The 24066-nt window shown below is 39.9% G+C and carries 26 protein-coding genes, 1 pseudogene and 1 riboswitch; of the genes and pseudogenes, 18 read left to right on the top strand and 9 right to left on the bottom strand.

The window, feature by feature from the left end; all coding sequences use genetic code 11:
• Nucleotides 1-39 precede the first annotated feature (39 nt).
• Entirely contained in the window at nt 40-2268 is a 2229-nt protein-coding gene (locus HMPREF0014_RS23435; protein ID WP_006580968.1) for a primosomal protein N', read from the bottom strand.
• 148 nt (nt 2269-2416) lie between these two features.
• Between HMPREF0014_RS23435 and gspF the strand changes: the two genes are divergently transcribed.
• The 3 genes from gspF to HMPREF0014_RS23420 all read left to right on the top strand — a co-directional run bounded on the left by gspF (nt 2417) and on the right by HMPREF0014_RS23420 (nt 4771).
• Nucleotides 2417-3622, top strand: a complete 1206-nt coding sequence (gene gspF, locus HMPREF0014_RS23430; protein ID WP_004699003.1) for a type II secretion system inner membrane protein GspF — start codon at nt 2417-2419, stop codon at nt 3620-3622.
• Between the two features lie 23 nt (nt 3623-3645).
• Nucleotides 3646-4161, top strand: a complete 516-nt coding sequence (gene gspG / locus HMPREF0014_RS23425; protein WP_020992388.1) for a type II secretion system major pseudopilin GspG — start codon at nt 3646-3648, stop codon at nt 4159-4161.
• Between the two features lie 265 nt (nt 4162-4426).
• Nucleotides 4427-4771, top strand: coding sequence for a hypothetical protein (locus HMPREF0014_RS23420; RefSeq protein WP_006580970.1), 345 nt, complete (start codon nt 4427-4429; stop codon nt 4769-4771).
• 60 nt (nt 4772-4831) lie between these two features.
• Here HMPREF0014_RS23420 and HMPREF0014_RS23415 read toward each other — a convergent pair whose 3' ends face one another.
• Nucleotides 4832-5092: a DUF2798 domain-containing protein gene (locus HMPREF0014_RS23415; RefSeq protein WP_006580971.1), complete on the bottom strand. Its 261-nt coding sequence runs from the start codon at nt 5090-5092 to the stop codon at nt 4832-4834.
• 240 nt (nt 5093-5332) lie between these two features.
• Here HMPREF0014_RS23415 and HMPREF0014_RS23410 point away from each other — a divergent pair, with 240 nt between their 5' ends.
• Nucleotides 5333-5671 (top strand): tRNA-binding protein, encoded by a 339-nt coding sequence (locus HMPREF0014_RS23410; RefSeq protein ID WP_002156976.1) that lies wholly within the window; start codon nt 5333-5335, stop codon nt 5669-5671.
• A gap of 1 nt (nt 5672) precedes the next feature.
• Here HMPREF0014_RS23410 and lnt read toward each other — a convergent pair whose 3' ends face one another.
• The gene (gene lnt / locus HMPREF0014_RS23405) at nt 5673-7232 is read right to left on the bottom strand and encodes an apolipoprotein N-acyltransferase (RefSeq protein ID WP_002156963.1); all 1560 of its coding nucleotides are present in this window, start codon (nt 7230-7232) and stop codon (nt 5673-5675) included.
• Nucleotides 7229-8068 (bottom strand): CBS domain-containing protein, encoded by an 840-nt coding sequence (locus HMPREF0014_RS23400; RefSeq protein WP_002156911.1) that lies wholly within the window; start codon nt 8066-8068, stop codon nt 7229-7231. The genes lnt and HMPREF0014_RS23400 overlap by 4 nt, the downstream gene beginning before the upstream one ends.
• 184 nt (nt 8069-8252) lie before the next feature.
• On the opposite strand from HMPREF0014_RS23400, the gene tusA reads away from it, so the two are divergent.
• Nucleotides 8253-8510, top strand: a complete 258-nt coding sequence (gene tusA, locus HMPREF0014_RS23395) for a sulfurtransferase TusA (protein WP_002053527.1) — start codon at nt 8253-8255, stop codon at nt 8508-8510.
• A gap of 132 nt (nt 8511-8642) precedes the next feature.
• Nucleotides 8643-9023 (top strand): hypothetical protein, encoded by a 381-nt coding sequence (locus tag HMPREF0014_RS26175; RefSeq protein WP_004710769.1) that lies wholly within the window; start codon nt 8643-8645, stop codon nt 9021-9023.
• Between the two features lie 43 nt (nt 9024-9066).
• Here HMPREF0014_RS26175 and HMPREF0014_RS23385 read toward each other — a convergent pair whose 3' ends face one another.
• Nucleotides 9067-10779: an electron transfer flavoprotein-ubiquinone oxidoreductase gene (locus tag HMPREF0014_RS23385; protein WP_006580502.1), complete on the bottom strand. Its 1713-nt coding sequence runs from the start codon at nt 10777-10779 to the stop codon at nt 9067-9069.
• A 184-nt stretch (nt 10780-10963) separates the two neighbouring features.
• On the opposite strand from HMPREF0014_RS23385, the gene HMPREF0014_RS23380 reads away from it, so the two are divergent.
• The 5 genes from HMPREF0014_RS23380 (at nt 10964) to HMPREF0014_RS23360 (ending at nt 15373) form a co-directional block, all read left to right on the top strand.
• Nucleotides 10964-11575, top strand: coding sequence for a DUF1285 domain-containing protein (locus HMPREF0014_RS23380; protein WP_006580501.1), 612 nt, complete (start codon nt 10964-10966; stop codon nt 11573-11575).
• A gap of 48 nt (nt 11576-11623) precedes the next feature.
• Entirely contained in the window at nt 11624-12490 is an 867-nt protein-coding gene (gene murI / locus HMPREF0014_RS23375; RefSeq protein WP_000125351.1) for a glutamate racemase, read from the top strand.
• Between the two features lie 120 nt (nt 12491-12610).
• Complete coding sequence (locus HMPREF0014_RS23370; protein WP_006580500.1) at nt 12611-13615, top strand: DUF4062 domain-containing protein; 1005 nt, start codon at nt 12611-12613, stop codon at nt 13613-13615.
• Between the two features lie 73 nt (nt 13616-13688).
• Nucleotides 13689-14705 (top strand): ferrochelatase, encoded by a 1017-nt coding sequence (gene hemH / locus HMPREF0014_RS23365; protein ID WP_004883476.1) that lies wholly within the window; start codon nt 13689-13691, stop codon nt 14703-14705.
• A 23-nt stretch (nt 14706-14728) separates the two neighbouring features.
• Nucleotides 14729-15373, top strand: a complete 645-nt coding sequence (locus HMPREF0014_RS23360) for an MBL fold metallo-hydrolase (protein ID WP_006580499.1) — start codon at nt 14729-14731, stop codon at nt 15371-15373.
• Here HMPREF0014_RS23360 and HMPREF0014_RS23355 read toward each other — a convergent pair.
• On the bottom strand, nt 15370-15564 hold the full coding sequence (locus tag HMPREF0014_RS23355; protein WP_001138289.1) for a DNA gyrase inhibitor YacG: 195 nt from the start codon (nt 15562-15564) through the stop codon (nt 15370-15372). The two genes, HMPREF0014_RS23360 and HMPREF0014_RS23355, sit on opposite strands and share 4 nt — an antisense overlap.
• 87 nt (nt 15565-15651) lie before the next feature.
• On the opposite strand from HMPREF0014_RS23355, the gene HMPREF0014_RS23350 reads away from it, so the two are divergent.
• From HMPREF0014_RS23350 to HMPREF0014_RS25715, 5 genes and pseudogenes are all read left to right on the top strand, one after another.
• Nucleotides 15652-16290 (top strand): SAM-dependent methyltransferase, encoded by a 639-nt coding sequence (locus HMPREF0014_RS23350; protein ID WP_006580498.1) that lies wholly within the window; start codon nt 15652-15654, stop codon nt 16288-16290.
• On the top strand, nt 16280-17485 hold the full coding sequence (locus HMPREF0014_RS23345) for a TIGR03862 family flavoprotein (protein ID WP_020992386.1): 1206 nt from the start codon (nt 16280-16282) through the stop codon (nt 17483-17485). The genes HMPREF0014_RS23350 and HMPREF0014_RS23345 overlap by 11 nt, the downstream gene beginning before the upstream one ends.
• A 77-nt stretch (nt 17486-17562) precedes the next feature.
• Nucleotides 17563-17973, top strand: coding sequence for a GFA family protein (locus HMPREF0014_RS23340; RefSeq protein ID WP_006580496.1), 411 nt, complete (start codon nt 17563-17565; stop codon nt 17971-17973).
• Nucleotides 17974-18017: 44 nt separating this feature from the next.
• A riboswitch (Fluoride riboswitch) is annotated at nt 18018-18084 on the top strand.
• A gap of 124 nt (nt 18085-18208) precedes the next feature.
• Entirely contained in the window at nt 18209-18589 is a 381-nt protein-coding gene (gene crcB, locus HMPREF0014_RS23335) for a fluoride efflux transporter CrcB (protein WP_006580495.1), read from the top strand.
• 165 nt (nt 18590-18754) lie between these two features.
• Nucleotides 18755-18883 (top strand): annotated as a pseudogene (locus HMPREF0014_RS25715) (hypothetical protein).
• A gap of 132 nt (nt 18884-19015) precedes the next feature.
• Here the strand turns inward: HMPREF0014_RS25715 and HMPREF0014_RS23330 are convergent.
• The 3 genes from HMPREF0014_RS23330 to HMPREF0014_RS23320 form a co-directional block, all read right to left on the bottom strand.
• A complete protein-coding gene (locus HMPREF0014_RS23330; RefSeq protein ID WP_002114866.1) occupies nt 19016-19348 on the bottom strand; it encodes a HopJ type III effector protein in 333 nt (110 codons plus the stop codon).
• Between the two features lie 253 nt (nt 19349-19601).
• Complete coding sequence (locus tag HMPREF0014_RS23325; RefSeq protein WP_001224256.1) at nt 19602-19856, bottom strand: type B 50S ribosomal protein L31; 255 nt, start codon at nt 19854-19856, stop codon at nt 19602-19604.
• A 102-nt stretch (nt 19857-19958) separates the two neighbouring features.
• On the bottom strand, nt 19959-21257 hold the full coding sequence (locus HMPREF0014_RS23320; RefSeq protein WP_006580494.1) for an AarF/ABC1/UbiB kinase family protein: 1299 nt from the start codon (nt 21255-21257) through the stop codon (nt 19959-19961).
• Between the two features lie 257 nt (nt 21258-21514).
• Here HMPREF0014_RS23320 and HMPREF0014_RS23315 point away from each other — a divergent pair, with 257 nt between their 5' ends.
• Nucleotides 21515-22762: an SfnB family sulfur acquisition oxidoreductase gene (locus tag HMPREF0014_RS23315; RefSeq protein WP_004883462.1), complete on the top strand. Its 1248-nt coding sequence runs from the start codon at nt 21515-21517 to the stop codon at nt 22760-22762.
• Between the two features lie 32 nt (nt 22763-22794).
• Entirely contained in the window at nt 22795-24045 is a 1251-nt protein-coding gene (locus tag HMPREF0014_RS23310) for an acyl-CoA dehydrogenase family protein (protein WP_006580493.1), read from the top strand.
• The last annotated feature ends 21 nt before the right edge of the window (nt 24046-24066 follow it).

The raw sequence follows: 24066 nt of genomic DNA, 5'->3' as shown, positions 1-24066 counted from the left end.
AGCCAAAAAGGTTTCTTCACACCATGATATTCAAATCATCTAACTAAATTCTTGCGGGTCAACATCAATAGAGAGTCGGAGTTGATGCTGTCTTGGTGCATGAACCAACTGAGCCCACCATTGTCTTAAATAAAAATGCAGACGAGCGCGGTCAGCAGACAAAATCACCATATGTGCGCGGTAACGTCCCGCTTTACGTTCCATTGGTGCTGGAATTGGTCCCCAGATATCAACAATATCGCCTGCAATTTGGCGAAGTTGCTCGGCAGCTTCATTTAAAAAATGCAAGGTATAATCGCGATCTTTCGATTCAGCGCGTATAAGTACGGCATAGCGATAAGGCGGCAGTAATGCAACTTTACGTTCAGCCAATGTTTGCTTTGCGACTGCCCGATAATCTTTTTCAATAAGCGTGGTTAATAAAGGGTGATCTGGCCTTAAAGTCTGTAAATAAACATGGCCTTTATGTTCTCCACGACCTGCACGACCAGCCACTTGTACAATCAATTGAGCAGTACGCTCTGGCGCTCGAATATCGACACTCAATAAACCTGCATCAATATCTAAAATAGCAACCAAGGTCACATGCGGAAAATGGTGACCTTTTGCCAACATTTGCGTACCGAGCAAAATCGAAGGTTTATTTTGCTGAATGCGATCATAAATTTTTTGCCAGCTACCGACTCGGCTGGTGCTGTCACGATCGACCCGAATCACATCATGATCTGGAAATAATTCTTGTAAATGCTCTTCAACCTTGGCTGTGCCAGCACCTAAAGTTTTTAAACTCTTTTGCTGACATTCAGGGCAGTGGTCTGGCAAGCGATGAACCGTGCCGCAGTGGTGACAATGTAAATAAGAATAAGGCTGAGTGTGCAACGTAAAATGCGCATCACAATGCGGACAATTCGCTTGCCAACCACAACTTTCACAGACCAGAACAGGTGCATAACCACGTCGGTTTAAAAAAATTAAAACCTGTTCTTTTCTTGCTAGGGTATTTTTAATTTGCTCGATTAAAGGCTGGCTAATTCCATGCTGTTTTTTGACAATTTTAAGATCAATCAAATGCATTTTTGGTAAAAGCGCATGGCCTGCACGTTGGTTCAGCTGAAGTGCAGTTAACTTGCCAGTTTCGACTAAGTGATAGCTATCAATGCTTGGGGTTGCCGAACCTAAAAGAACAGGACAGCCTTGTAAATGTCCGCGGTAAAGCGCGACATCACGCGCATGGTAACGAAAGCCTTCTTGCTGTTTATAAGACAGGTCGTGTTCTTCATCTAAAATGATAAGGCCCAAACGTGGCAGTGGTGTATAAATGGCTGAACGCGTCCCTAAAATAATAGAGGCCTTTCCAGTCTGTGCCTGTTGCCATGCTTGTAAGCGTTTAGAGTCATTTAAGCCGGAATGTAATAAAGCAATGTCGCAGTTAAAACGAGACTTAAAGCGCGAAATGGTTTGAGGGGTCAAACCAATTTCAGGAACTAACACCAATACTTGCTTACCTTGCTTTAGCACTTCATGCATGATGTGCAGGTAAACTTCAGTTTTACCACTTCCCGTTAAACCATCTAACAAAAACGCTTGATATTGATGCTGTGTATTAATGACGTGCTGAGTGGCTTTCTTTTGGTCATCATTTAGCGTGAGTGGCATTTGCGCCAATTGTACGGGTGCTGGGCTAAAGTCATGAGGCTCAAGCGTACAGTCTACCAGTCCTTTCTTTTGAAGTGCTTTAAGTGTCGCAGTTTCTACACCACTCAAATTAAGAATATTTTCTGTAGTTCCAGCAGGGTGTAATTTTAAAATTTGATAAGCGTCTTGTTGTTTGATTGAGCGTTTTAGCAGAGCTTCAACATTGTCACATGGAATGATTTTCCATAGATGAAATAAAACATCCATCGGTTTACCCTGACGTAATAACGCAGGTAAAGCAGTTTGCATGACCTCACCAATCGGAAATTGGTAATATTGTGCCGACCATGTCAATAAATTTAAAACTTGTTCATCTAAAATAGGCTCATCATCTAAAAGTTCAGAAATGGCTTTAAGCTGAAAGTTACCTGTAAATGATTCTTGTGGGTCAACTTTTTCAGTAATGATACCAATCAGGTTTTGCCGTCCAAATGAAATTGCGACGCGTGAACCTACTTGAGCCCGTTCATATTGTGCTTTGGTGAGTGTATAGTCAAAAGTGTCGTACAGATGCACAGGTACGGCAACACGCACACGATAAACAACTGAATCAGGCTTTGGCGTTATGGTCATAGAGGCTCATTTCGTCAATTTTAAAAAACGGCATAGCGTCGTGAAGAGGACTTGGGTATTCTACACAGGCTATAGAATGAATATGAATGATTGCGTAGCATAGATGCAACAGCAGCGACTATTATTTTTGGAAAATTAGAACATTACCATGCCTGCATATCAATTTACTGCTATTGATGCTTCAGGGAAGCAGCAAAAGGGGGTGCTTGAAGGAGACTCAGCACGTCAGATTCGCCAACAATTACGCGATAAAGCATGGACTCCGATTAGCGTTGACCCTGTTGAGCAAAAAGATAAGCATCAAAGCCACGGGTTATTCCAGAAAAAGTTTAGTGCTTATGATTTAGCACTGATGACCAGACAACTCTCCGTTTTGGTCGCTGCTGCAATTCCTTTAGAAGAAGCTTTACGCGCCGTGAGCAGACAAAGTGAAAAAGCACATGTGCAAAATCTTTTACTCTCGGTTCGTTCAAGAGTATTAGAAGGGCATTCACTTGCGCAAGGCATGCAACAGTCAGGTCGTTTTCCTGACCTTTATATTGCAACGGTTGCAGCAGGTGAGCGTTCAGGTCATTTAGATCTCATTTTAGATCAGTTGTCTGACTACACCGAAAACCGTTTTGCCATGCAAAAGAAAGTTCAAGGTGCCATGATTTACCCGATCATTTTAATGCTGATGTCTTTTGGTATTGTGATGGGATTAATGACCTATGTCGTCCCAGAGATTGTAAAAACCTTCGATCAAAGCAAAGATGCCTTACCATGGATTACAGTCGCTTTAATGAAAGCGAGTGATTTTATTCGCCATGCGTGGGTGTTTATTATACTTTTTGCTGTGATAGGCGTTGTTGCGTTTGTACGGTTTTTAAAAACAACGGCTGGTCATTATGCTTTTGATCGCTTAACACTCAAATTGCCATTATTCGGTAAACTGTCTCGTGGTATTAATGCTGCACGCTTTGCCAGTACTTTATCTATTTTGACTCGTTCGGGTGTGCCGTTGGTGGATGCTCTAAAAATTGGTGCTGCTGTGACCAATAACTGGGTCATCCGTGACTCTATTGCCCATGCTGCTGAGCGTGTTACCGAAGGTGGTAACTTGGGTACGCAATTGGAGCGCAGTGGTTATTTCCCACCAATGATGGTACAAATGATTCGAAGTGGTGAGGCATCAGGTGAGCTTGACCGTATGCTGGAACGTGCATCAACTATGCAAGACCGTGAGGTGACGACATTTATTTCAACCTTATTGGCATTACTTGAACCGCTTATGCTGGTATTAATGGCAAGCATTGTGTTGGTTATTGTAATTGCGGTTATGCTGCCAATCGTAAATATGAACAATATGATTTAATAACTTTGATATTAGAGATAATGATGAAGATGGTCATGAAACAAAAAGAGCACGTTAAGGATGCTCAAAAAACCTCAAGCGTAGCTTTCAGACTTGTGGCACGTTCGAGCGGTGCTCGAATGAAACGTGCCTCAGGCTTTACCCTTATTGAAGTCATGGTCGTGATTGTTATTTTAGGTGTGTTGGCGGCTTTAATTGTGCCGAACGTCATGGGTCGTAGTGAAAAAGCTAAAATCGATACCACTCAAATTACGTTGAAGGGGGTAGCTGGTGCTTTAGATCAGTACAGGCTCGATAACGGACATTTCCCAACTATGCAAGAAGGCGGACTAGATGCACTTATTAATCAACCTGCTACAGCAAAAAACTGGATGCCAGGTGGTTATGTGAAAGGTGGTTATCCTAAAGACAGTTGGAAAAATGATATTCAATATGTCATTCCAGGAAAAGACGGTCATCCTTTTGACTTATATTCATTTGGTGCAGACGGTAAAGAAGGTGGTGAAGGCAACGATGCCGATATTTACTACCAACCTTAATTAAAATGTAAGAGAGATTATCGATTCGGTTAATAAGATAAAACGATAATCCGAATTGATAATCTTTCTTAATCACAAAAATATAATAAATAATTGAAAATAAGGTAAAAAAGTTAATATCTAATTTTGAGATTTAAAATAAGAATTATTCCCATATTTAATAGTTACAAGAAAGTTAAAATATGAGAGAAAATAAGCTATATATTTAAATAAAAGCTTTGCATAATAAATAAAAACCACTTTATAAAACTATGGGAGAGATTAAATGAAAGCATTTCTCGTACTTGATGAACTGAATCAGTTTCATTGGGCGATGCTTAAGTCTGTCCTATTGATTTTAGCATTATTACCAATTTCTGAAGTTTCATTAAAACTATGGCTGAGTACAGAAGGTAGCAGCCAAATCATGATTGGTTTCTTCGCATTAAGTATTGTCAGTGCATGGTTAATGGTGAGCTTTTTCACTGCATTAAAAGCAAGCATATGGCAAGCGAAACAAATATCATCTAAATATGAGCAATTAGTTTTTAAAGCTTATCGCTATGTACCAATGGTTTTTTTATCAAGTCTAGTTGCTTATTTATCTTTGCAGTTATCTATCGCTTTTTAATACTGATAGCTAACTTCATTTTTGAAAAAGACGTAGATATTAAATCTACGTCTTTTTTGTTTAAGCAGGCTGTACCAATAGTGTCGTGATTTTACGGACGATCGGTAAGACTAAAAGTAATGTTGGAAAAGCGATTATCCAAGAAATTGCCCATGCAGACATCCATACATATAGGGAAAATTCTTCTAATCCCAAACTTCGTAATGTACTAATCATTGAAACCACAAAAGTCATAATGATCGATAAAAGAAAGGGTAAAACGATAAAGGTATAGCGATTTGGAAGTTTTCTAAAACTAGATAAAGATTTTGAGTTTTTCATTTTAACTCCGTAAACCAACAAACGCCCGTGCCATTCAAAATATAAAAATATTTTGAATAAATAGCTCCAAGCATTGTTGGAGGTATGTTGGCACGTTGATTGACGTAAACGTTTACGGCTTTTGAGTCAGCAGATTTAATTTAACATGAATTTTGAGAGCTGAAAATAAAAAGAGGGTGTTTCTTTATTTGTACATATTATATGCTTCAAATCAGATATTTAAGAATATGAGAAAAGTAAATGGAACAAATCGAGTGGAATGATTTTTTAAAAGTAGAGCTTCGTGTAGGTAAAATTATTCAAGCTGAGGTTTTTGAAAAGGCGCGTAAACCTGCTTATATTCTGCATGTAGATTTTGGTGAAGAATTGGGTGTACGTAAATCGAGTGCCCAGATTACTAAACTTTATCAACCGCAGGACTTGATTGATAAATTAGTGGTTGCTGTCGTGAATTTCCCTAAAAAACAAATTGGTCCTATTCAGTCAGAATGCTTAGTGACAGGGTTTCATAACGCAGATGGGGATGTTGCACTTTGTATTCCAGAGTTTGAAGTTCCTCTGGGTACAAAGCTATTATAACTTAGCGACGTGATTTATAAGACACATCAACTTTACGTGGACGATAAATCCAACCTAAAACCAACAGTAATACTGCAAATCCTAAAATTGGATAATCACCTAAACGGTTATAGAGAGTTTGGCCTTGCATAGCCGGTAAATCACCTCTCAAGACAAACTCTTTATCAATCGGTGCTTGTTCAGTGATATGACCATTTTGATCAATAAATGCTGTTACACCTGTGTTGGTTGCACGAATAAACCAGCGACCATTTTCTTTCGCGCGCATTTGTACCATTTGTAAATGTTGCCATGGGCCAGCAGTACCTGTAAACCAAGCATCATTAGATACAGTCACCAAGAAGTCGCTATCTTCTGCATTACGTCGTGTCAGGTTTGGATATGCCACTTCATAACAAATTGCAGCAGCAAGCGCATGCCCTTTAATTAAGAGTGGTTTCTGGTTGCTCTCACCACGTGTAAATCCGCTCATGCTAATATCATTTTGCATGGCTGGTAATACCCAAGAGAGTAAACCTGAAAGCGGAATATATTCACCAAACGGCACAAGACGCTGCTTTTTATAAAGGCCGCTTGAATCGCTACCAGAAGCCATAATACTGTTGTAATACAGAGGACTGCCGACTTGATGTGATTTTGCAACATCCCAATAAGGAATACCGGTTACCCAAGCAGTATGGTTCTTTTTCGCTTGTGCATCCATGGCATCCAAAAACGGTTCAATATCGGTTTGGAAGAGTGGAATTGAAGACTCAGGCCATACAATGAGGTCACGGCCCCATTCAGATTGAGTTAAACCTGCATAAATTTCTAATGTTCTAACTTGATATTCGGTTAGCCATTTTAAATCTTGTGGGATGTTACCTTGAATAAGCGAAACACTAAGCGGTTTAGCCGCTTTAGGTTGTACAAACTGAATATATGATGCTCCCCATGCACCTAAAACTAATAGGGCAGAAGGAATAACCCAGAAAATACGCTTACGCAGAACTTCAACTAAAGCACACGCCAATACAATTGCCACGAAAGAAATTGCATAAATACCAAATAGCGGTGCATAGCCATCAAGTAAACGTTCGGTAAAAGCGTACCCTACAAATAGCCATGGGAAACCTGTAAACACCCAAGTTTTAGCCCACTCAAAAACAATCCAGAGAGGGGCGAAAGTCAGCGGTGTTTCAGGGAAGAAGCGTCGATAAACCCAAGTTTGGAATGCTGTAAATAACCCCATCACAAGAGCCATAACAGCAATCATACATACGCTTAAAAAGGCATTGGTATCGCCGTATACATGGATAGATGTATAGAGCCAGAAAGCCCCTACAAACCATAAACCAAAACCATAACTCCAACCAATCGCAAATGCTTGTTTGGCTGAGCGTTTATGTAATGTTGCATAGAGTAGGGCAGGAGACAAAATTGCCAGCCACCACCAATAATAAGGTGCCAGTGCAAAACTAAACACGGCACCTGAAAATAAAGCAATGAGCAATGGAAAAATTAATGGAAGCTGTTTTTGTTGTTGCGAAGAATCTAACAGCTTTTCAAAGTATGCTCTCATTGACGTACAGCTCGAATCAGATGAATAGTGCGGGCATCTGCTTCAACAATCGTAAATAACCATTTTCCAAGTTCAACTGTCTGACCTTGTAAATCACTGACTAGACCAATTTCTTGAAGCAATAAACCGCCGACAGTTTCTACTTCATCGTCAGAAAAATCAGCATCTAAAACAGTGTTGAAGTGTTCAATTGGTGTAAGTGCCTGCACCATCCATGCATTCGCTACAGTATGGTCGTTATCTGGAACAATGTACTGTGCATCTTCATCAGCAGTATCATGTTCGTCTTCAATTTCACCAACGATCTCTTCAAGAATATCTTCAAGCGTAACAAGACCAGCCGTAGAGCCATATTCATCAATGACAATTGCGATATGGGTTTGGGTATGTTTGAGCATACGAAGAACTTGATCTGAACGTGCGCTTTCAGGCACAAATAATGGCTGGCGCATAAGCGAGCCAATATCTAATTTGGTATTCGGTTCAGTCAAAAATGGCAGTAAATCTTTTGCCAATAAAATACCGACGACGTTATCGGGTTGGTCAGCTGAGAAAACTGGAAAACGTGAGTGAGCAGACTCAACCAATACGTGAAGAATATCAAGTAACTGATCATCTTCTTGCATACTGATCATTGCTGTTCGTGGCGTCATAACTTCACGAATTTTTGTAGCAGGAAGGTCAAGAACACCTTCAAGCATGGCAACAGTATCAGGTTCTAAAAAACGACGTGAATTTTGGACTAGTTTTAATAATTCATCTCGGGTTTCGGGCGCTGTACCTAACCACTTTCGTAAGCCTCGCATTCCCCACGACGGACTCGGTTCCTCTTGCATGATCTTTCCTAAAGACTCAATGTATCAAATGAATACATTGATCATACCGAAGAAAAGGCCCTTATGCATCTATAAAACAAAGTAAAAGACAAAACACATATTGTTATGTAAACACCAGTTACAGTTCATAAGTCAGTGATCGGTTTATGCTAAAATGTGAAAATTCTATTTGTTCGAGTTTGTTATGTCAGAACAACCTATTTCACCTACTGTACAACTCAATACGCGTGGTTTACGTTGTCCGGAACCTGTCATGATGTTGCATCAAGCCATTCGTAAATCTAAGTCTGGAGATGTGGTTGAGGTCTTCGCAACAGACAATTCGACTTCGTGGGATATTCCTAAATTTTGTATGCATTTAGGTCACGAGTTGCTTTTACAAGAAGAACGCTTAGATGAAAATGGTCATAAAGAATTTCATTATCTGGTGAAAAAGGGTTAATAGAATAAATAAGGCTTCTAATGAATAGTGTTGGGAGCCATTAAACATTTAAATTATTTTAAAATGATAATTTTTTACAAATAAGAATCGTTATATAATCTATAAAATTAAGTATATAAATGGCATATAAAAATGAAAGATTATTTTCTAAAACGAAGCTTATTTATTTTCCTTTGGTTCGCATGTCTTGCTGGTTTGTTAAGTATAAAAGTTTCTTGGTTAACTGAGACTATGGCTACAATAATTTTATTCACTTTTATAATTCTCGGTTCAATTATATTAGGTTATAGAAATACATCTTTTGCTCCAGAATCAAAAATTAATAATAGCCTCATCTTACATACAGGATTCATGGGATTTATGCTAATGATTGATTTATTGTTTGGAAAATCAGCTTGGTATATTGATCTAGCACGGAATTTTGGTTTTCTTAGCTTATTTTTATTAGGCACATTTATTTTCTATAAAAAGAATTTTAATCTAAAAGTATCAAAAATACCGCCTTTTCAATAAGTGGATACTAATAAAAAAGCCCCGATTATTCGGGGCTTTTTTATTACATATTAGGGTAATTCGGACCACCGCCGCCTTCAGGCGTTACCCATGTGATGTTTTGAGATGGGTCTTTAATGTCACAAGTCTTACAGTGAACACAGTTTGCTGCGTTAATCTGGAAGCGTTTAGAACCATCATCATTTTCCATGATTTCATAAACACCAGCAGGACAGTAGCGCTGTGCAGGCTCATCCCATTTTGGTAAGTTTACGTTCACTGGAATTGAAGGATCAGTAAGCTTCAAGTGAGCTGGCTGGTTTTCTTCATGTACAGTGTTTGAGATAAACACCGAAGATAAACGGTCAAATGTAAGCTTGCCATCTGGTTTTGGATAGTTTGGCTTAAAGCTAGTTGCATCAACAGTTTTCAATACAGCAAAGTCTTGCTTCAAGTCGTGTAAAGTGAATGGCACTTTAAAGACGTTTTGGTCGATAAAGTTAAATGCACCACCAATCCATTGACCAAATTTATGCATTGCAGGGCCAAAGTTACGAGAGTTATAAAGCTCTTCTTTTAACCAGCTGTTGTTAAATTTGTCAGTGTATGAAGTTAATTCTTTAACGAATAAATCTTCGCCTTCGGTTACACGAGCAACCGCAAGATCACCACCTTTTTCAACTCCGGCAGCAATTGCTTCAAATACAGCTTCACCACATAACATACCTGATTTCATGGCAGTGTGTGAGCCTTTGATTTTTGCAAAGTTTAAGAAACCTGCGTCATCACCAATTAAGCAACCACCTGGGAAAGTTAATTTAGGCAATGAGTTGAAGCCGCCTTTCACTACAGCACGTGCGCCGTAAGAAATACGTTTACCACCTTCTAAGTATTGTTTAATGAGTGGATGAGTTTTCCAGCGCTGCATTTCCATAAATGGATACATGTGTGGATTTTCATAAGACAAGTCCACAATCATACCCAAAGTCACTTGGTTGTTTTCAGCGTGATATAACCACCAACCACCAGACGAACCAGTTTCAGATAATGGCCAACCAGCGCCGTGCATGACTAAGCCCGGCTTATGTTTTGCTGGGTCAATTTCCCAAAGTTCTTTAATCCCGATACCGTAGTGCTGAGGGTCAGCATCTTTATCAAGATTGTATTTTGCAATCAGGCGTTTACCTAAGTGACCACGGCAACCTTCGGCAAAGAGGGTGTATTTAGCGTGAAGCTCATAACCCGGAGTAAAGTTATGCGTTGGTTCGCCATCTTTACCAATACCCATGTCACCAGTTTGAATACCTTTTACAGTACCGTCTTCATGGTAAAGCACTTCAGATGCAGCAAAACCAGGGAAAATAGAAACTTCTAATTCTTCAGCTTTTTGACCTAACCAGCGAACAACGTTACCTAGCGAGATAACATAGTTACCGTCATTGTGCATGGTTTTTGGAACCATCCAGTGAGGTGCTTCTTTAGACGTAGTTTCTGAAAGCAAGAAGAAAGTTTTGTCTTCAGTTACAGGCACGTTAAGAGGCGCACCTTCTTCTTTCCAGTTTGGGAAAAGTTCATTAATAGCACGCGGTTCAAGTACAGCACCAGATAAGATATGCGCACCTACTTCAGAGCCTTTTTCAACTACACAAACTGAAAGATCGGGTAAGTTATTCTCAATCGCTAATTGACGGATCTTAATCGCAGCAGATAGACCTGCAGGTCCTGCACCTACGATGACAACGTCAAACTCCATCGATTCGCGTTCGATGTGTTCCATGTAGGACTCCTCAATACTTAAAGGTGGCAACCGTAATGTCAGATCATCCGGTGCTGCCGTGAGTTTTAATCCATAGGCGCAAATATGCTATTGTGCCTTTTATCGTTTTGGCTAGTATAGTTTTAAACCATGATCTAGCCAATTGGCTGAGTCGTCATATTTTCTCGTCAGCAAGGCATAAACTATGGTAAATCAAAATAATTCCCCATCGGATATGGGAAAAATACCGTTATCTGATGATAAAAACTTAATGAACATTGCACAATACTTAAAAGGTGTACAGCAAAGTCACAAAAGGTCAATCCCACCTTTAGAGCAATGGCATCCAAAGCATTGCGGTAAAATGGATTTAACGGTTAAAGCCAATGGAGAATGGTGGCACGAAGGTCAATTAATCAAGCGCCAAGCTCTATTGGATTTGTTTACCAAAGTCCTATGGAAAGAAGAGGGTAAATTCTACCTGAAAACCCCTGTAGAACAAATTGAAATCGAAGTTGAAGATGAACCTTTATTGGTCAATCAAGTCGATCAGGTTGAAATTTTAGGTGATCAGTTTTTGCAACTGACTACCACCAATCAAGATGTGATTTTAGTTGATGCAGAACACCCGATTTTTATGCGCGAATATGCAGGAGAATTACGCCCATACGTGCATGTCCGATTTGGTATTAATGCGCTTATTCAACGTCAGGCTTTTTATCATCTCGTGAACTACGGAACATTGGTCGAAAATGATAAAGGCGAAACCATTTTGCAGTTAAAAAGTGGTAATTTGCACTTGCAATTAGGCACTTGAGGTTTAAGCTTTATAGAGTGAAATTTTCCGACACTCTCTAGTACTGCCATGACAGCCATACAGCCTTTATTTACCGAATTAGAATCTATGCCTAAAGCATCAGCAGATGCCCCAATTGGTATTTTTGATTCAGGTATTGGAGGTATGTCAGTTGCAGCAGAAATTGCCAGATATTTGCCAAACGAACATATTGTGTATTATGCCGATACAGCCTATGTTCCTTATGGCCCTCGTTCTGATGAAGAAATTAGAGAGCTTACCGCTCGCGCTGTCGACTGGTTATACCGCCAAGGTTGTAAAATTGCAGTCGTGGCATGTAATACTGCCTCAGCATTTAGTCTTGACCATTTACGTGAACATTATGGCGAGCACTTTCCCATTGTTGGTTTAGTACCGGCATTAAAACCTGCCGTATTACAAACCCGTTCTAAAGTAGTTGCAGTATTGGCAACGCCTGCTACTTTTCGTGGGCAACTTATTAAAGATGTCGTTGAAAAATTTGCTGTTCCAGCGGGTGTTAAAGTCATGACTTTAACCAATCTGGAGCTTGTTCCTTGTGTCGAAGCAGGCCAGCAAATGAGTCCTGTTTGTTTGAATGCATTAAAAGAGGTTTTACAGCCTGCAGCCGATCAAGGGGCTGACTATTTAGTGCTCGGTTGTACACATTATCCGTTCTTAAATGAAGCAATTCATCATCTTTTTGATAACCAATTCACACTGGTTGATTCGGGATTAGCAGTTGCCCGACAAACAGCCCGTATTTTAATAAAAAATGAGTTATTATGTGACCAAATACGTCAGAATGTTGCACGTATTGAATGTTATGTAAGTGGTAATAATGCTGAAGCATTGCAACCTGTTTTACAGAATATGATTCCACAAGAATTGACATGGACGCTACACAATCTGAGTTGAGCTCTGTTGTAGGCATTCAGAAGAAAGCGTTTTTTTATATTTATTTTTCTTATTTGGGGCGGTTCATAATCTTGGCTTATTTGGGCCATATTAAGATTATGGGGCGATAAGGGTATTGTTATGCTCGATACACGCTATCAGATTTTTATTTCAACGTCAGGTCGCGAGATGCAACCTGAACGTATGGTTCTCTCTCAAACTTTAGTCAGTATGGGTTTTTTTGCTTGGGGTTTAGAGTATAGAAGTCCTTTAACTACAACACTTGCCCGTCGGCAAATTGATGAATCGGATTATGTTGTTTTGTTGCTAGGTAGCCAGTATGGTGAACAATCTATTTCTGGTGCTAGTTACTTTGCTCTAGAGTATGAATACGCTTTAAGTCGAGCTAAACCTATTGTGGTATTTATGCATGAACAGCCTGAAAGCCGTGAGATGCATTTACAAGAGACTCATCCACAGCTTAAAGAAAAATTTCTCGCATTTAGAAAAAAACTATTACATGAAGCTCACCACATATTTTACTTTAAAAGCCCTCGTGACTTAGAGTTAGCGGTCCGTTTAAATATGCCTCTAATAGTTGAACAGCAAGTGGGGCAAGGCTGGGTACCTGCACACCAAGCACATCAATTAGAAGATGAAATTAATCGATTAAAAAGTAAAATTTCACAATTAGAGCAACAGTTAGTAGAGTCATCAACTCAAACCAATGAAGTGGCTCCACATGATGTTTTTGCGTTTGAATATCACATTCAAGCTTTTCAAGATGGCAACTTTAGAGAGCTTAAGCGTCAGAGACAAATGACTTGGTCACAGCTCTTAAGTATATTAGCTAAACATTTTGAGACAGCCATGCCAGAAGAGAACTTTGGAACTTGTCTCAATGAATATCTCAATCATGCGGGACTAGAGGATGCCCGTCAGGAGTTGCCAAGAGCACATGCGGTGGCTGGCGCACAGATTAATCACAAGGCACTATTCCGTATTAAAAATCAGATGCAATCACAGGGGTGGATTGTTCCAACCAAGATTGATCAGCAGCATAGTTTATGGAAGGTAACGACAAAAGCGCAAAAGCTCTTGCTCAGTTATAAATGGAACCATCGGGTGACTCGATTAAAAGCTTAGAGCAATTCAATTTAGATATGACCATGAAAACTGTTACATTAGTGTCATAAGATGAACTGAAAGGCATTTGCGCATGTCGTTTGAACAAAAACCGAAAGTTACTGTCATTTTAGCGAATTTAGGCACACCGGATGAGGCAACTGTCCCAGCGGTGCGCCGTTTTTTAAAGCAGTTTTTATCTGATTCACGTGTGATTGAAATACCAAAATTCATCTGGTGGATTATCTTAAATCTGTTTGTTTTGCCTTTTCGCCCAAAAAGAGTAGCGCATGCTTATGCTTCGGTATGGTCTACCGATTCGCCCATGCGTGAAATTGTATTTGAGCAAACTCAACGTGTGCAGGCTTATTTAGAGCGTGAAAATAAACAGTTTGACTTAACTGTGTTGCCCGCCATGACTTATGGTAATCCGGGTATTGATGCAGTTTTAGAAAAGTTGGCAGCTCATCCACAAGAGCATGTCATTTTATTGCCTTTATTTCCTCAGTATTCTGCCACATCGACAGCACCGTTATATGACGCATTTGCTAAGTGGATTCCTACTCAGCGAAATTTGCCAGGCTTGACCATTATTAAAGACTACTACCAGCACCCAATGTTTATTCAAGCACTGGCAGAAAGTGTTTTAGCTTATCAAGCACAGCATGGTAAGCCTGAAAAACTATTGATGTCTTTTCATGGTATTCCGCAGCCTTATGCAGATAAAGGAGATCCTTATGCAGATCGTTGTCGTATTACTGCAAAGTTAGTCGCTGAAGCTTTGCATTTAAAAGATGATGAATGGGCTATTAGTTTCCAATCACGGTTTGGAAAACAAGAATGGGTGAAACCTTATACTGACCAGCTTTTACAAGATTGGGCGAAGCAAGGCGTTAAGTCTGTTCAGGTTTTAAGTCCCGCTTTCTCTGCTGACTGTTTAGAAACACTTGAAGAGCTCGCTATACAAAACGCTGAGTTGTTTCAAGAGGCAGGTGGCGGAAGCTACGCTTACATTCCTGCTTTAAATAGTGATCAGGCTCATATTGATTTGCTTGCAGGTTTAGTTCAGGCTAATCTTGATGCCCTTACCCATACCTTAGCCCACCGTTAATTGCGTTTTAGCCAGAGGTTCTTATGCTGCAAGTCAAAATTGTTCCAGTTACTGCTTTTGCTCAAAATTGTTCTTTAGTTTGGGACAGTGAAACAAAAGAAGCAGTTTTGATTGATGCAGGCGGTGACGCTGCTGTTTTGAAGAAAGAAGTAGAAGCTTTAGGTTTAAAAGTAAAGGCACTATGGCTCACTCATGGGCATTTAGATCACGCAGGGGCGGTGGGTGAGCTCGCACAAGAATGGAGTGTTCCTGTTGTTGGTCCGCATAAAGAAGATCAGTTCTGGCTAGATATGATTCAGGAAGTTTCAGCACGTTATGGTTTTCCAATTCCACAGCCAGTAAAAGTTGATCAATGGCTTGAAGGCGGTGAAGTGCTAAAACTCGGTGAAGATGAGTTTGAAGTGCGTTTTGCACCAGGACATACACCAGGTCACGTCATGTTCTATAATAAGAATCATGGTTTACTCTGGACTGGCGATGTCCTGTTTAAAGGCTCAATAGGAAGAACAGACTTTCCACGTGGTAACCATGAGCAACTCATTGAGTCGATTCAACGTGAATGCTTTAGCTTGCCAGATCAAACCCAGTTTATTTCGGGTCATGGTCCAATGAGTACCATTGGCTATGAAAAACAATTTAACCCTTTTGTCGCGGGTAAAGCGGGTTAATCCTCATAATCATCTTCATGCTGACTACCCTTGTCTTGCTGAGGAGCATCTTGGGTAGGCAGTCTATATTCATCGTTTGCCCAAGCGCCTAAATCAATGAGTTTACAACGTTCAGAACAAAACGGACGAAATTCATTGCCTTCCCAAACACTTGGTTCACCACAACGTGGGCAGGGGAATGTACGTGGCATAAAGCGATATCCTCAAAGTGAAGAGAAATAGATTAGGCAAAAGTCAGGTGACTTGTTAGACTTGTGCCGATTTTTATTTAGTTTGATGTGATTATGCAGATTCGTCAATTTCAAGCACAACGTATGCAAGCGCCTCGTGATTTTACCCCAATTGAAAATACTCCAATTTGTGTAGAAATTGGGGCAGGCAAAGGTAAACATGCTCTGCTATTTAGTGGGCAAAATCCTCAGCACACGTTATATGCAATTGAACGAACTAGAGAAAAATTCTTAGCCATGCAAAAGCAGCATGGTTTGGAACCAAGAGACAACTTGGTACCTGTACATGCAGATGCTTTGCCGTGGGTGGTACATGCATTACACCCTGCTCAAGTTGAACATTTTTTTATTCTCTATCCCAACCCAGAACCTCATAATCCAGCACAACGCTGGTTGAACATGCCATTTTTTGAGTTTTTATTATCACGCCTGAAAACAGGTGGAACTATTACTTTAGCAAGTAATATTCCTGAATATATTGAAGAAGCTGAACAACAGTTATTAAATGTGTGGAAGCTGCCTTACCAAAAAGAAAAAATTGCGCAAACCTCTGCACGCACTCATTTTGAAATTAAATATTTAGAGCGTGGTGAGCTTTGTCAGCAGCTTATTATGACCAAGCCGGAAGGTTATAAAACTCGATTTGATGAGTTTACGCCAATGCAAGGGCAAACACATGGCGAATAAGCGGATTGCCATTATTGGTGCGGGTCCGGCTGGTTTAATGGCAGCTGAGGTACTGAGTCAGTATGCTTATGAAATTGATGTGTTTGAGCAAAAACCTTCGGCTGCGCGTAAGTTTTTGATGGCAGGCAAAACGGGCTTAAATATTTCGCATGCTGAACCATTAGCCCAGTTCATTGAACGTTATGATCATGCAGAATGGCTCAAGCCGTGGGTTGAAAAATGGGATGCAGTCTGGATTCAGAACTGGATGAAAAGTCTGGGAATAGACTCGTATGTAGGTAGTTCCGGTCGTATTTTCCCTGTTGAAATGAAAGCGGCTCCTTTACTTCGTGCTTGGTTAAAACGTTTAGCAGAACAGCAAGTTAAATTCTTTTATCGTCATCGTTGTATTAATTTGCAAGGTACAACAGTGACTTTAGAAAACCAAAATAATCAAAGCACTGAAACTTTTACCCAACAATACGATGCAGTCGTATTAGCATGCGGGGCGGTGTCTTGGTCTCAATTGGGTAGTGATGGTGCTTGGCAAAAATGGATGGATCAATCCAGTATCGAGCCTTTTCAAGCGAGTAACGCAGGGGTATTGCACACTTGGTCAGCTTTTATGGAAAGTTGTTTTGGGGAACCTTTAAAGCGTATCAATGCGTGGGTTGAACCTAACCAAGTCACTCATGGTGATATTGTGATTACTCACTACGGTTTAGAAAGTGGTGTCATTTATAAACTTGGACGCGCCTTAAGAGAACAACAAAAACAAGGAAAAGGCTTAAATCTATTTTTAGACTTATTGCCTGATGTAGAGCTTACACAGTTAGTTAAAAAGTTACAGGCTAGCAAAAAACAATCGCTTACTAATATCTGGCGTAAAGCAGGCTTAGACACGGCCAAAATTAACTTAATTAGAGAAGTGGTTGATAAATCGCTATGGAGCCAACCAGAGGCTATGGCTCAGCAAATTAAAGCACTTCAAATTAAGTTAGATGGTTTTAGACCGATTGAAGAAGCAATTAGTTGTGCTGGTGGTATCAAGCAAGGTGCATTAACTGAAAGTCTAGAACTGAAACAAACCTCAGGTGTTTTTTGCTGTGGCGAAATGCTGGATTGGGATGCTCCTACAGGCGGATATTTGCTTACAGCATGTTTTGCTACGGGCCGAGCAGCTGGTGAAGGTGTGCATTCATTCTTAGAAAAATAATAGCGAATTTGGTGCTATGTTTGATATGTGAAAAGTGTTATTTTTGAGCGATCAATAATAATAGGATTTATGAGAACATGTCTCAGACATCACCAGTTTATCAAGGAAGTTGTTTATGTCAGGGTATCCGCTATGAAATTAAAGGCGGTATCGGAGATATTATTCAGTGCCACTGCCAACGCTGTCGGAAAGCCAATGGAACAGCATTTGCAACGAATGCTCCTGTCAACAGTGCAGATTTTAAAATTACACAAGGTAAAGACCTCGTCAAAAAATTTGCTGTGAACGGTGTGTACCGTTGGTTTTGTAGTGAATGTGGTTCACCGCTTATTAGCTCGCGTGATGCCCAACCTGAACTGTATCGTTTAAGAATTGGGACACTAGATACACCATTAGACCAAAAGCCGACAATGCATATTTTTGCTGCTTCAAAAGCAGAGTGGGAAAGCATTTGTGACGATTTACCGCAATACGATGAACGTCCATGATTTAAAAAGTATGTTTTAATCAACTTTTAGATAATTTAATATACTTAAAACAGGGAGATGGCATTCCTCCCTTGAAAAACCGCCGTATTGGCTAATGATGCCTACGTTACCCTCATGTATTTATATCGCTGGGTACGTAGGTTATTGCGTACTCTGCTTATTTTTGGAGTACGCCATGTCATATTTTCCTTCATTATTTTTTGCTCTTTTAGCATCTCACTAAAGGGGTGGTTCTATGTATTATCCTTTACTTTCAATTGCTTTAGGCTCGGTTCTAGGGGCGTGGTTGCGTTGGTTTTTAGGTTTAAAACTGAACCCGATTTATCCGCAAATTCCGTTGGGTACTGTTACTGTTAATTTGGTCGGTGGTTTTATTATTGGTTTTGCGATGGCTTATTTTGCTCATAGTGATTTGAGTCCGAACTATAAACTTTTTGTGATTACCGGTTTTTGTGGTGCTTTAACTACATTCTCAACTTTCTCAATTGAGATCGTCACCTTATTGCAAAGTGGTAAGTGGGGAATGGCGATGTTGGCTATTTCTATTCATTTACTTGGGTCGTTAATTTTTACGTGTTTGGGGTTGGCGACTTATTATTGGGTAGCAGGCAACTGATATTCCGATGTTTAAGGAGCGATATATACTGCACGGCCTCTGTTTTACGATATTCTCCAAGACCATTTGTATAGGCATACCTTACTTTTGAGAGATCAAAAGTAAGCAAAAATCTTTTGTTTCGCTGATACTACATCCATGTAGCACAGCAAAACAGCGGCATCCATGCCGCTTGTCACGATAGTAAATGATGAATTAAAAACATCTGATTTATTTTAGGATTTGATACGCGTTAAAGTCATCAACAGCCTGACTGAAATCAGCTATATATTGTTTTTGCAAAATATTGGATAAGTGCAAACGGGAAACAGGTTCTGTTGATGACAAATGCCTTTGGTTACTTTGGGCAAAACCAAAGTAACAGAATTAGCTACTTTCATTTGAGAATAAACGGTAAGACTCCGTCATATATTCACAAATACTTAATTACTTTTCAGTTAAAGCCTGACCTTCAAACTTCACACCATCCCAACCATTTTGCATAAACTGACGAATATTTTGATGGTCAGTTCCCTCTGGGGTAGCCAACACAGATGCATAGTGCTCTGCAAATAAACTTAAAGTTTGTGCTTGATCTAAACCTTGTAACTTGGCAAAAGAGAAAACTTTCGCACTGCCTTGATTTTCAGTTGCAGCGTTATGCTGTGCGCCATTTTGAAAAGCTGTTGGAGTATGTTGGTAACGTGCTTCAATATGAGCTAAAACATCTGAAAATTTTGCTGTGCCTGCTTGTAATTGGGCAAGTAACTCTTGTGCCATAATCTTAAACTTCCTATCAAATGGGGCTTAAGCATAGCATTGAATACACGTTTTGAAAGCTTGAGAGCTATAAAAAATGATGGATTGTTGAGAAAAATCAGAAGCGTTTTAGCCAAATTGTGGATAAGTTTTGGTTTATACACACCTTAGAAAATCATTGAAAAAATGTACATAAAAAAAAGAAGCCTAAGTGGAGGAGATGAGTCTTAGGCTTCCAATGATTTTAGTGTATTGGTCAAAACTTAACGTAAGATTAACTCTTACGATTGAAGCGAGCGAAGCGTTTGTTAAAGCTTGCAACACGGCCTTCATTACTTGCTTGACGTACTTCACCTGTATAGAACGGATGTGAAGCACTTGAAATATCAAGAGTCACATAAGGATAGACTTGTCCTTGATATTCCTTAGTTTGTTTAGTTTGAATGGTACTACCAATTAAAAAGTACACGTCTGCATTGGTGTCATGAAATAACACTTGTTGATAAGCAGGATGAATATCTTTACGCATGAGAGATTGTCCTAAATTTATTTTTGATTAAAGAAATGTTATAACATAACAATAAATAAGTCAATGTAACCTCCGAAAGGTTACATTGATCAGTTCATTGAATTAGTTAGAAGGCGGAACAAGTTCTTCAAATAAATCATTCAGGTTGTCATGTACTTTTAAATGAATGAGGTTCCAGTAGTGTCCTGAAATGGTTCTATTAACCATTAATGTATCTGGTGAAGGTTTAAAGACATCCCAATATTTTAAAGACTTTTTCACGAGTAACATGCCATCATGATGGGATGAATTCTCTGCAAAATCATAGGTTGTGGTAAGCGGACGCAATAATACTTCAATCCAGAGTTTATAAAGATCGCTCGGGAATTTACCTTTTTCGGTCAAAGAGTGCAGAGCAAGTAATTCGGTTTCAATAAGATCAATATCTTCATGGCGAGCTGCATTCACCAGTCGTTTGAAACTATACACAATTTCATTGGAAAGTGTTTTAACACTGCCATAGTCATAAATAATCACACTACCATCTTGGCGGAAGGCAAAGTTACCTGGGTGAGGGTCACAGTGGAAACGTTTTAAAAAGAATATTTCTTGACCTAAAGCGCGGATTAGACGACGGCCAATTGTGTTTCGAATTTCAATAGGCCAAGAACTAGCAGTTTCAATGCTGTCACCTTGTTCAAGGCTTAAAGTTAAAATACGTCTTGAAGAGTAATCTTTATAAACAGTCGGGATAATAATTTTGTCGTCTAATTTACTATGAAAAGTTTTAAAGACTTCAAGATTTTGAGCTTCGATTTCATAGTTAAGCTCTGCTGATAGACTATCTTGAATCTCTGCAAAAAGCTGATCTTGCAGCTTTTTATCAATCTTAAGTACACCCATTAAACGTAGTGCTAAACGTACTTGTTTTAAGTCGCTTTCACAGGCTTCATCAACACCGGGATATTGAACCTTAACCACAACTTGTTCACCATTTGGCAAAACTGCTTTGTGAACTTGTCCAATCGATGCAGCAGCAAAAGGCTGTTCATCAAAAGATTTAAAGGCAGCGTTGAGCGGTTTTCCAAGCTCACGTTCAACTTGTTGTTGAATTGCTGCAAAAGGCATGGCTGGAGCTTGGCGTTGTAGTTTTGATATTGCTTTAGCAACCTCTGGTGGGAAGATATCTTTATATTGCGATGCAATTTGCCCAACTTTCATGACAGCACCTTTCATTTCGCCTAAGGTGTCTGCAATCTGTAGACCGATATCTTGAAACAATTTAGTTTTTGCAGCCAGTTTCTGTTCTTCATCCGCAGTCAGGTTTCGAATCGAGTTAGAAACGGTTTTTGTTGCAATGCTCGCGGTCATTCCTGCAAGTTTCATAAATCGTTTGCCAGGTGAACTTGCATTCTTTGCCATATCTTCGATACCTCGTTGACTACAATATAATATTGTCTAGTTTTGATCATAGGTGACAAAACTTAAAAAGCCTATATGAAATTGTTTATCGCATGTAAGAAAATTTTCGAAAAACAAAACGTTATTTTTAAAGTAAAAAATGTGAAAAGCTTTTCAAAATTCATTTCATAAACAAAGCTTTAATATCTATAAAGTCGCTGTTTTTTTAGTGCTAAGGTGAAGGACATGTTAAATAAGAAATAGAGACAATAAAAGTTATGACCAGTCTAAATTCGTCCTATGGGCGCTCTCAAGCGGTTCCTTTATCTGTATTCGAGCAGTCGAAAGATGCACATATTATTCGTTCTGATGAAGAAGCAATTGAGATTGCCAAGCAACTTGCTCAAGAGTTTGCCCAAGAAGCATCAGATCGTGATAGAGAGCGCCGTTTACCCTTAAATGAAATTCAGCAGTTCTCACAAAGCGGCCTATGGGCCATTACAGTACCTAAGCAATTTGGTGGCGCACAAGTCAAGTATCGAACTTTAGCAGAAGTGATCAAAACAATTGCAAGTGTCGATCCTTCTCTTGCTCAGTTGCCTCAAAATCACTTGGCTTTTATTGAACATTTAAGACTAGATGCGAAACCTGAACAGCAACAGTTCTTCTTTAATTTGGTGCTAAGAGGAATTCGTTTTGGCAATGCATTTTCGGAAAAACACAGTAAGACAGTCGCGGAGCTCACAACTAAACTTGAAAAGACCGAACATGGCTATGAAATTAATGGCAAAAAATTCTTTGCAACGGGTGCTTTGCTTGCCCACTGGATTCCAATTGTTGCTGTAAATGAACAGGGGCAACCTTATGCTGCACTTGTGCCACGTGAAACATCTGGGGTCAATATTATTAATGATTGGTCTGGTTTTGGACAACGTACCACGGCTAGCGGTACGGTAGAGCTGAATCAGGTGCCAGTACGTGAAGAATATCTAGTTCCGATTTACCAAGCATTTGAACGCCCAACACCAGCAGGTGCTATTTCTCAGTTTATTCAGGCTGCAGTCGATGCAGGTATTGCGCGTGGTGCAATTGAAGAAACGATTCAATACGTCAAAAATCACAGCCGTGCATGGATTGATTCAGGTTTGGAAAAAGCCAGTGATGACCCTTACACCATTGCAAATATTGGTGACCTAAAAATTAAACTGCGTGCAGCAGAAGCGGTGCTGGACTTGGCCGGAGATGCAATTGATCAGGCCATTGCTGACACCACCGAAGAGCATGTAAACCAAGCCACACTACTGGTTGCCGAGGCTAAAGTACTCACCACAGAAATTGCTATTTTAGCTGCCAATAAACTTTTTGAACTATCGGGTACGCGTTCTACTTTATCTGAACTCAACCTTGACCGTCACTGGCGCAATGCCCGTACCCACACCTTGCATGACCCTGTGCGTTGGAAATATCACATTGTCGGTAACTACTACCTCAATGGAGTTCAACCACCTCGTCATGCATGGAGTTAAATTGAAGAAAAAACAAAATTAGGAGAATAACGATGACAACAGCTCAAATTGAATTAGAAGAACTATCGGTAGGCGCGGATTATGAAAAGGTTGCAAACAGATTTCGTCCTATTTTTGAGAAAATTGCGCAAGGTGCAATTCAACGGGAAAAAGAGCGAATCTTACCTTTTGAACCGATTCAGTGGTTAAAAGAAGCTAAGTTGGGTGCTGTACGAGTACCCCGTAGATATGGTGGAGATGGGGTTTCATTACCTCAACTGTTCCAGCTTTTAGCAGAGTTAGCAGAAGCTGATTCCAATATTGTACAAGCCTTACGTGGTCATTTTGCATTTGTTGAAGACCGTTTGGTTGCTCATAAAGAGCACTCACAAGAGGTCTGGTTTCAGCGTTTTATACAAGGCGATTTAGTCGGAAATGCATGGACAGAAGTTGGAAACGTACAGATTGGTGATGTCGTTACACGTGTCACCAAAGACGCTTCGGGTAACTTGGTGGTAAATGGCGAAAAGTACTATTCAACCGGTAGTATCTTTGCAGACTGGATTGATTTATTTGCTTACGATGAGGTAAATGACCGTCATGTGATTGCTGCTATTTACCGTCATGAAACAGGTGTAAGTGTGCTTGATGATTGGGATGGCTTTGGTCAAAAGACAACCGGCAGTGGTACTTTAAAAGTACATCAAGTTCATTTGCCAGCTTCAAACCTCATTCCATTTGATCAACGTTTTAAGTATCAAACCGCTTTTTATCAGGTGGTGCATCTTGCAACATTAACAGGTATTGCGCGCGCTGCAGTCGAGACGTTCAGTCAGGAAATTCGTGAACGCACACGTATTTTTAGTCATGGTAATGGTGACTTGGTTCGTCACGACCCACAAGTTTTACAAGTGGTCGGTAAGGCCTCAGCTCAAGCTTATGCAAGTGAAGCAATCACCTTGAAAACGGCCGAGGCATTACAAAAGGCTTATGAAAGCCATTTTGCCGAGTCTGAAGTGAAAGAGCATCAGTTTAATGTAGATGCCGAGCTTGAGTCGGCACAAGGGCAGGTCGTGATTTCCAATTTAGTGCTTGATTTAACAAGTCAGTTATTTAATGCATTAGGTGCATCAGCAAGTAGCCAAGCGAAACAACTGGACCGTTTCTGGCGTAATGCGCGTACTGTGTCTTCACATAATCCGCTTATTTATAAAGAAAAAGTGATTGGAGATTGGGAAGTAAACCGTACGGATTTACCTTTTGTCTGGCAAATTGGAGCAAGCCCGCGGGCAAAGTCTGCATAAAATAAAAAAGCCGATATTTCA

It is taken from the genome of Acinetobacter sp. RUH 2624, from assembly GCF_000162375.2.
Taxonomy (GTDB): Bacteria; Pseudomonadota; Gammaproteobacteria; order Pseudomonadales; family Moraxellaceae; genus Acinetobacter; species Acinetobacter nosocomialis.
Note: the sequence above shows the minus strand (reverse complement) of the source record. Positions and strands in the feature narration are given on the sequence as shown.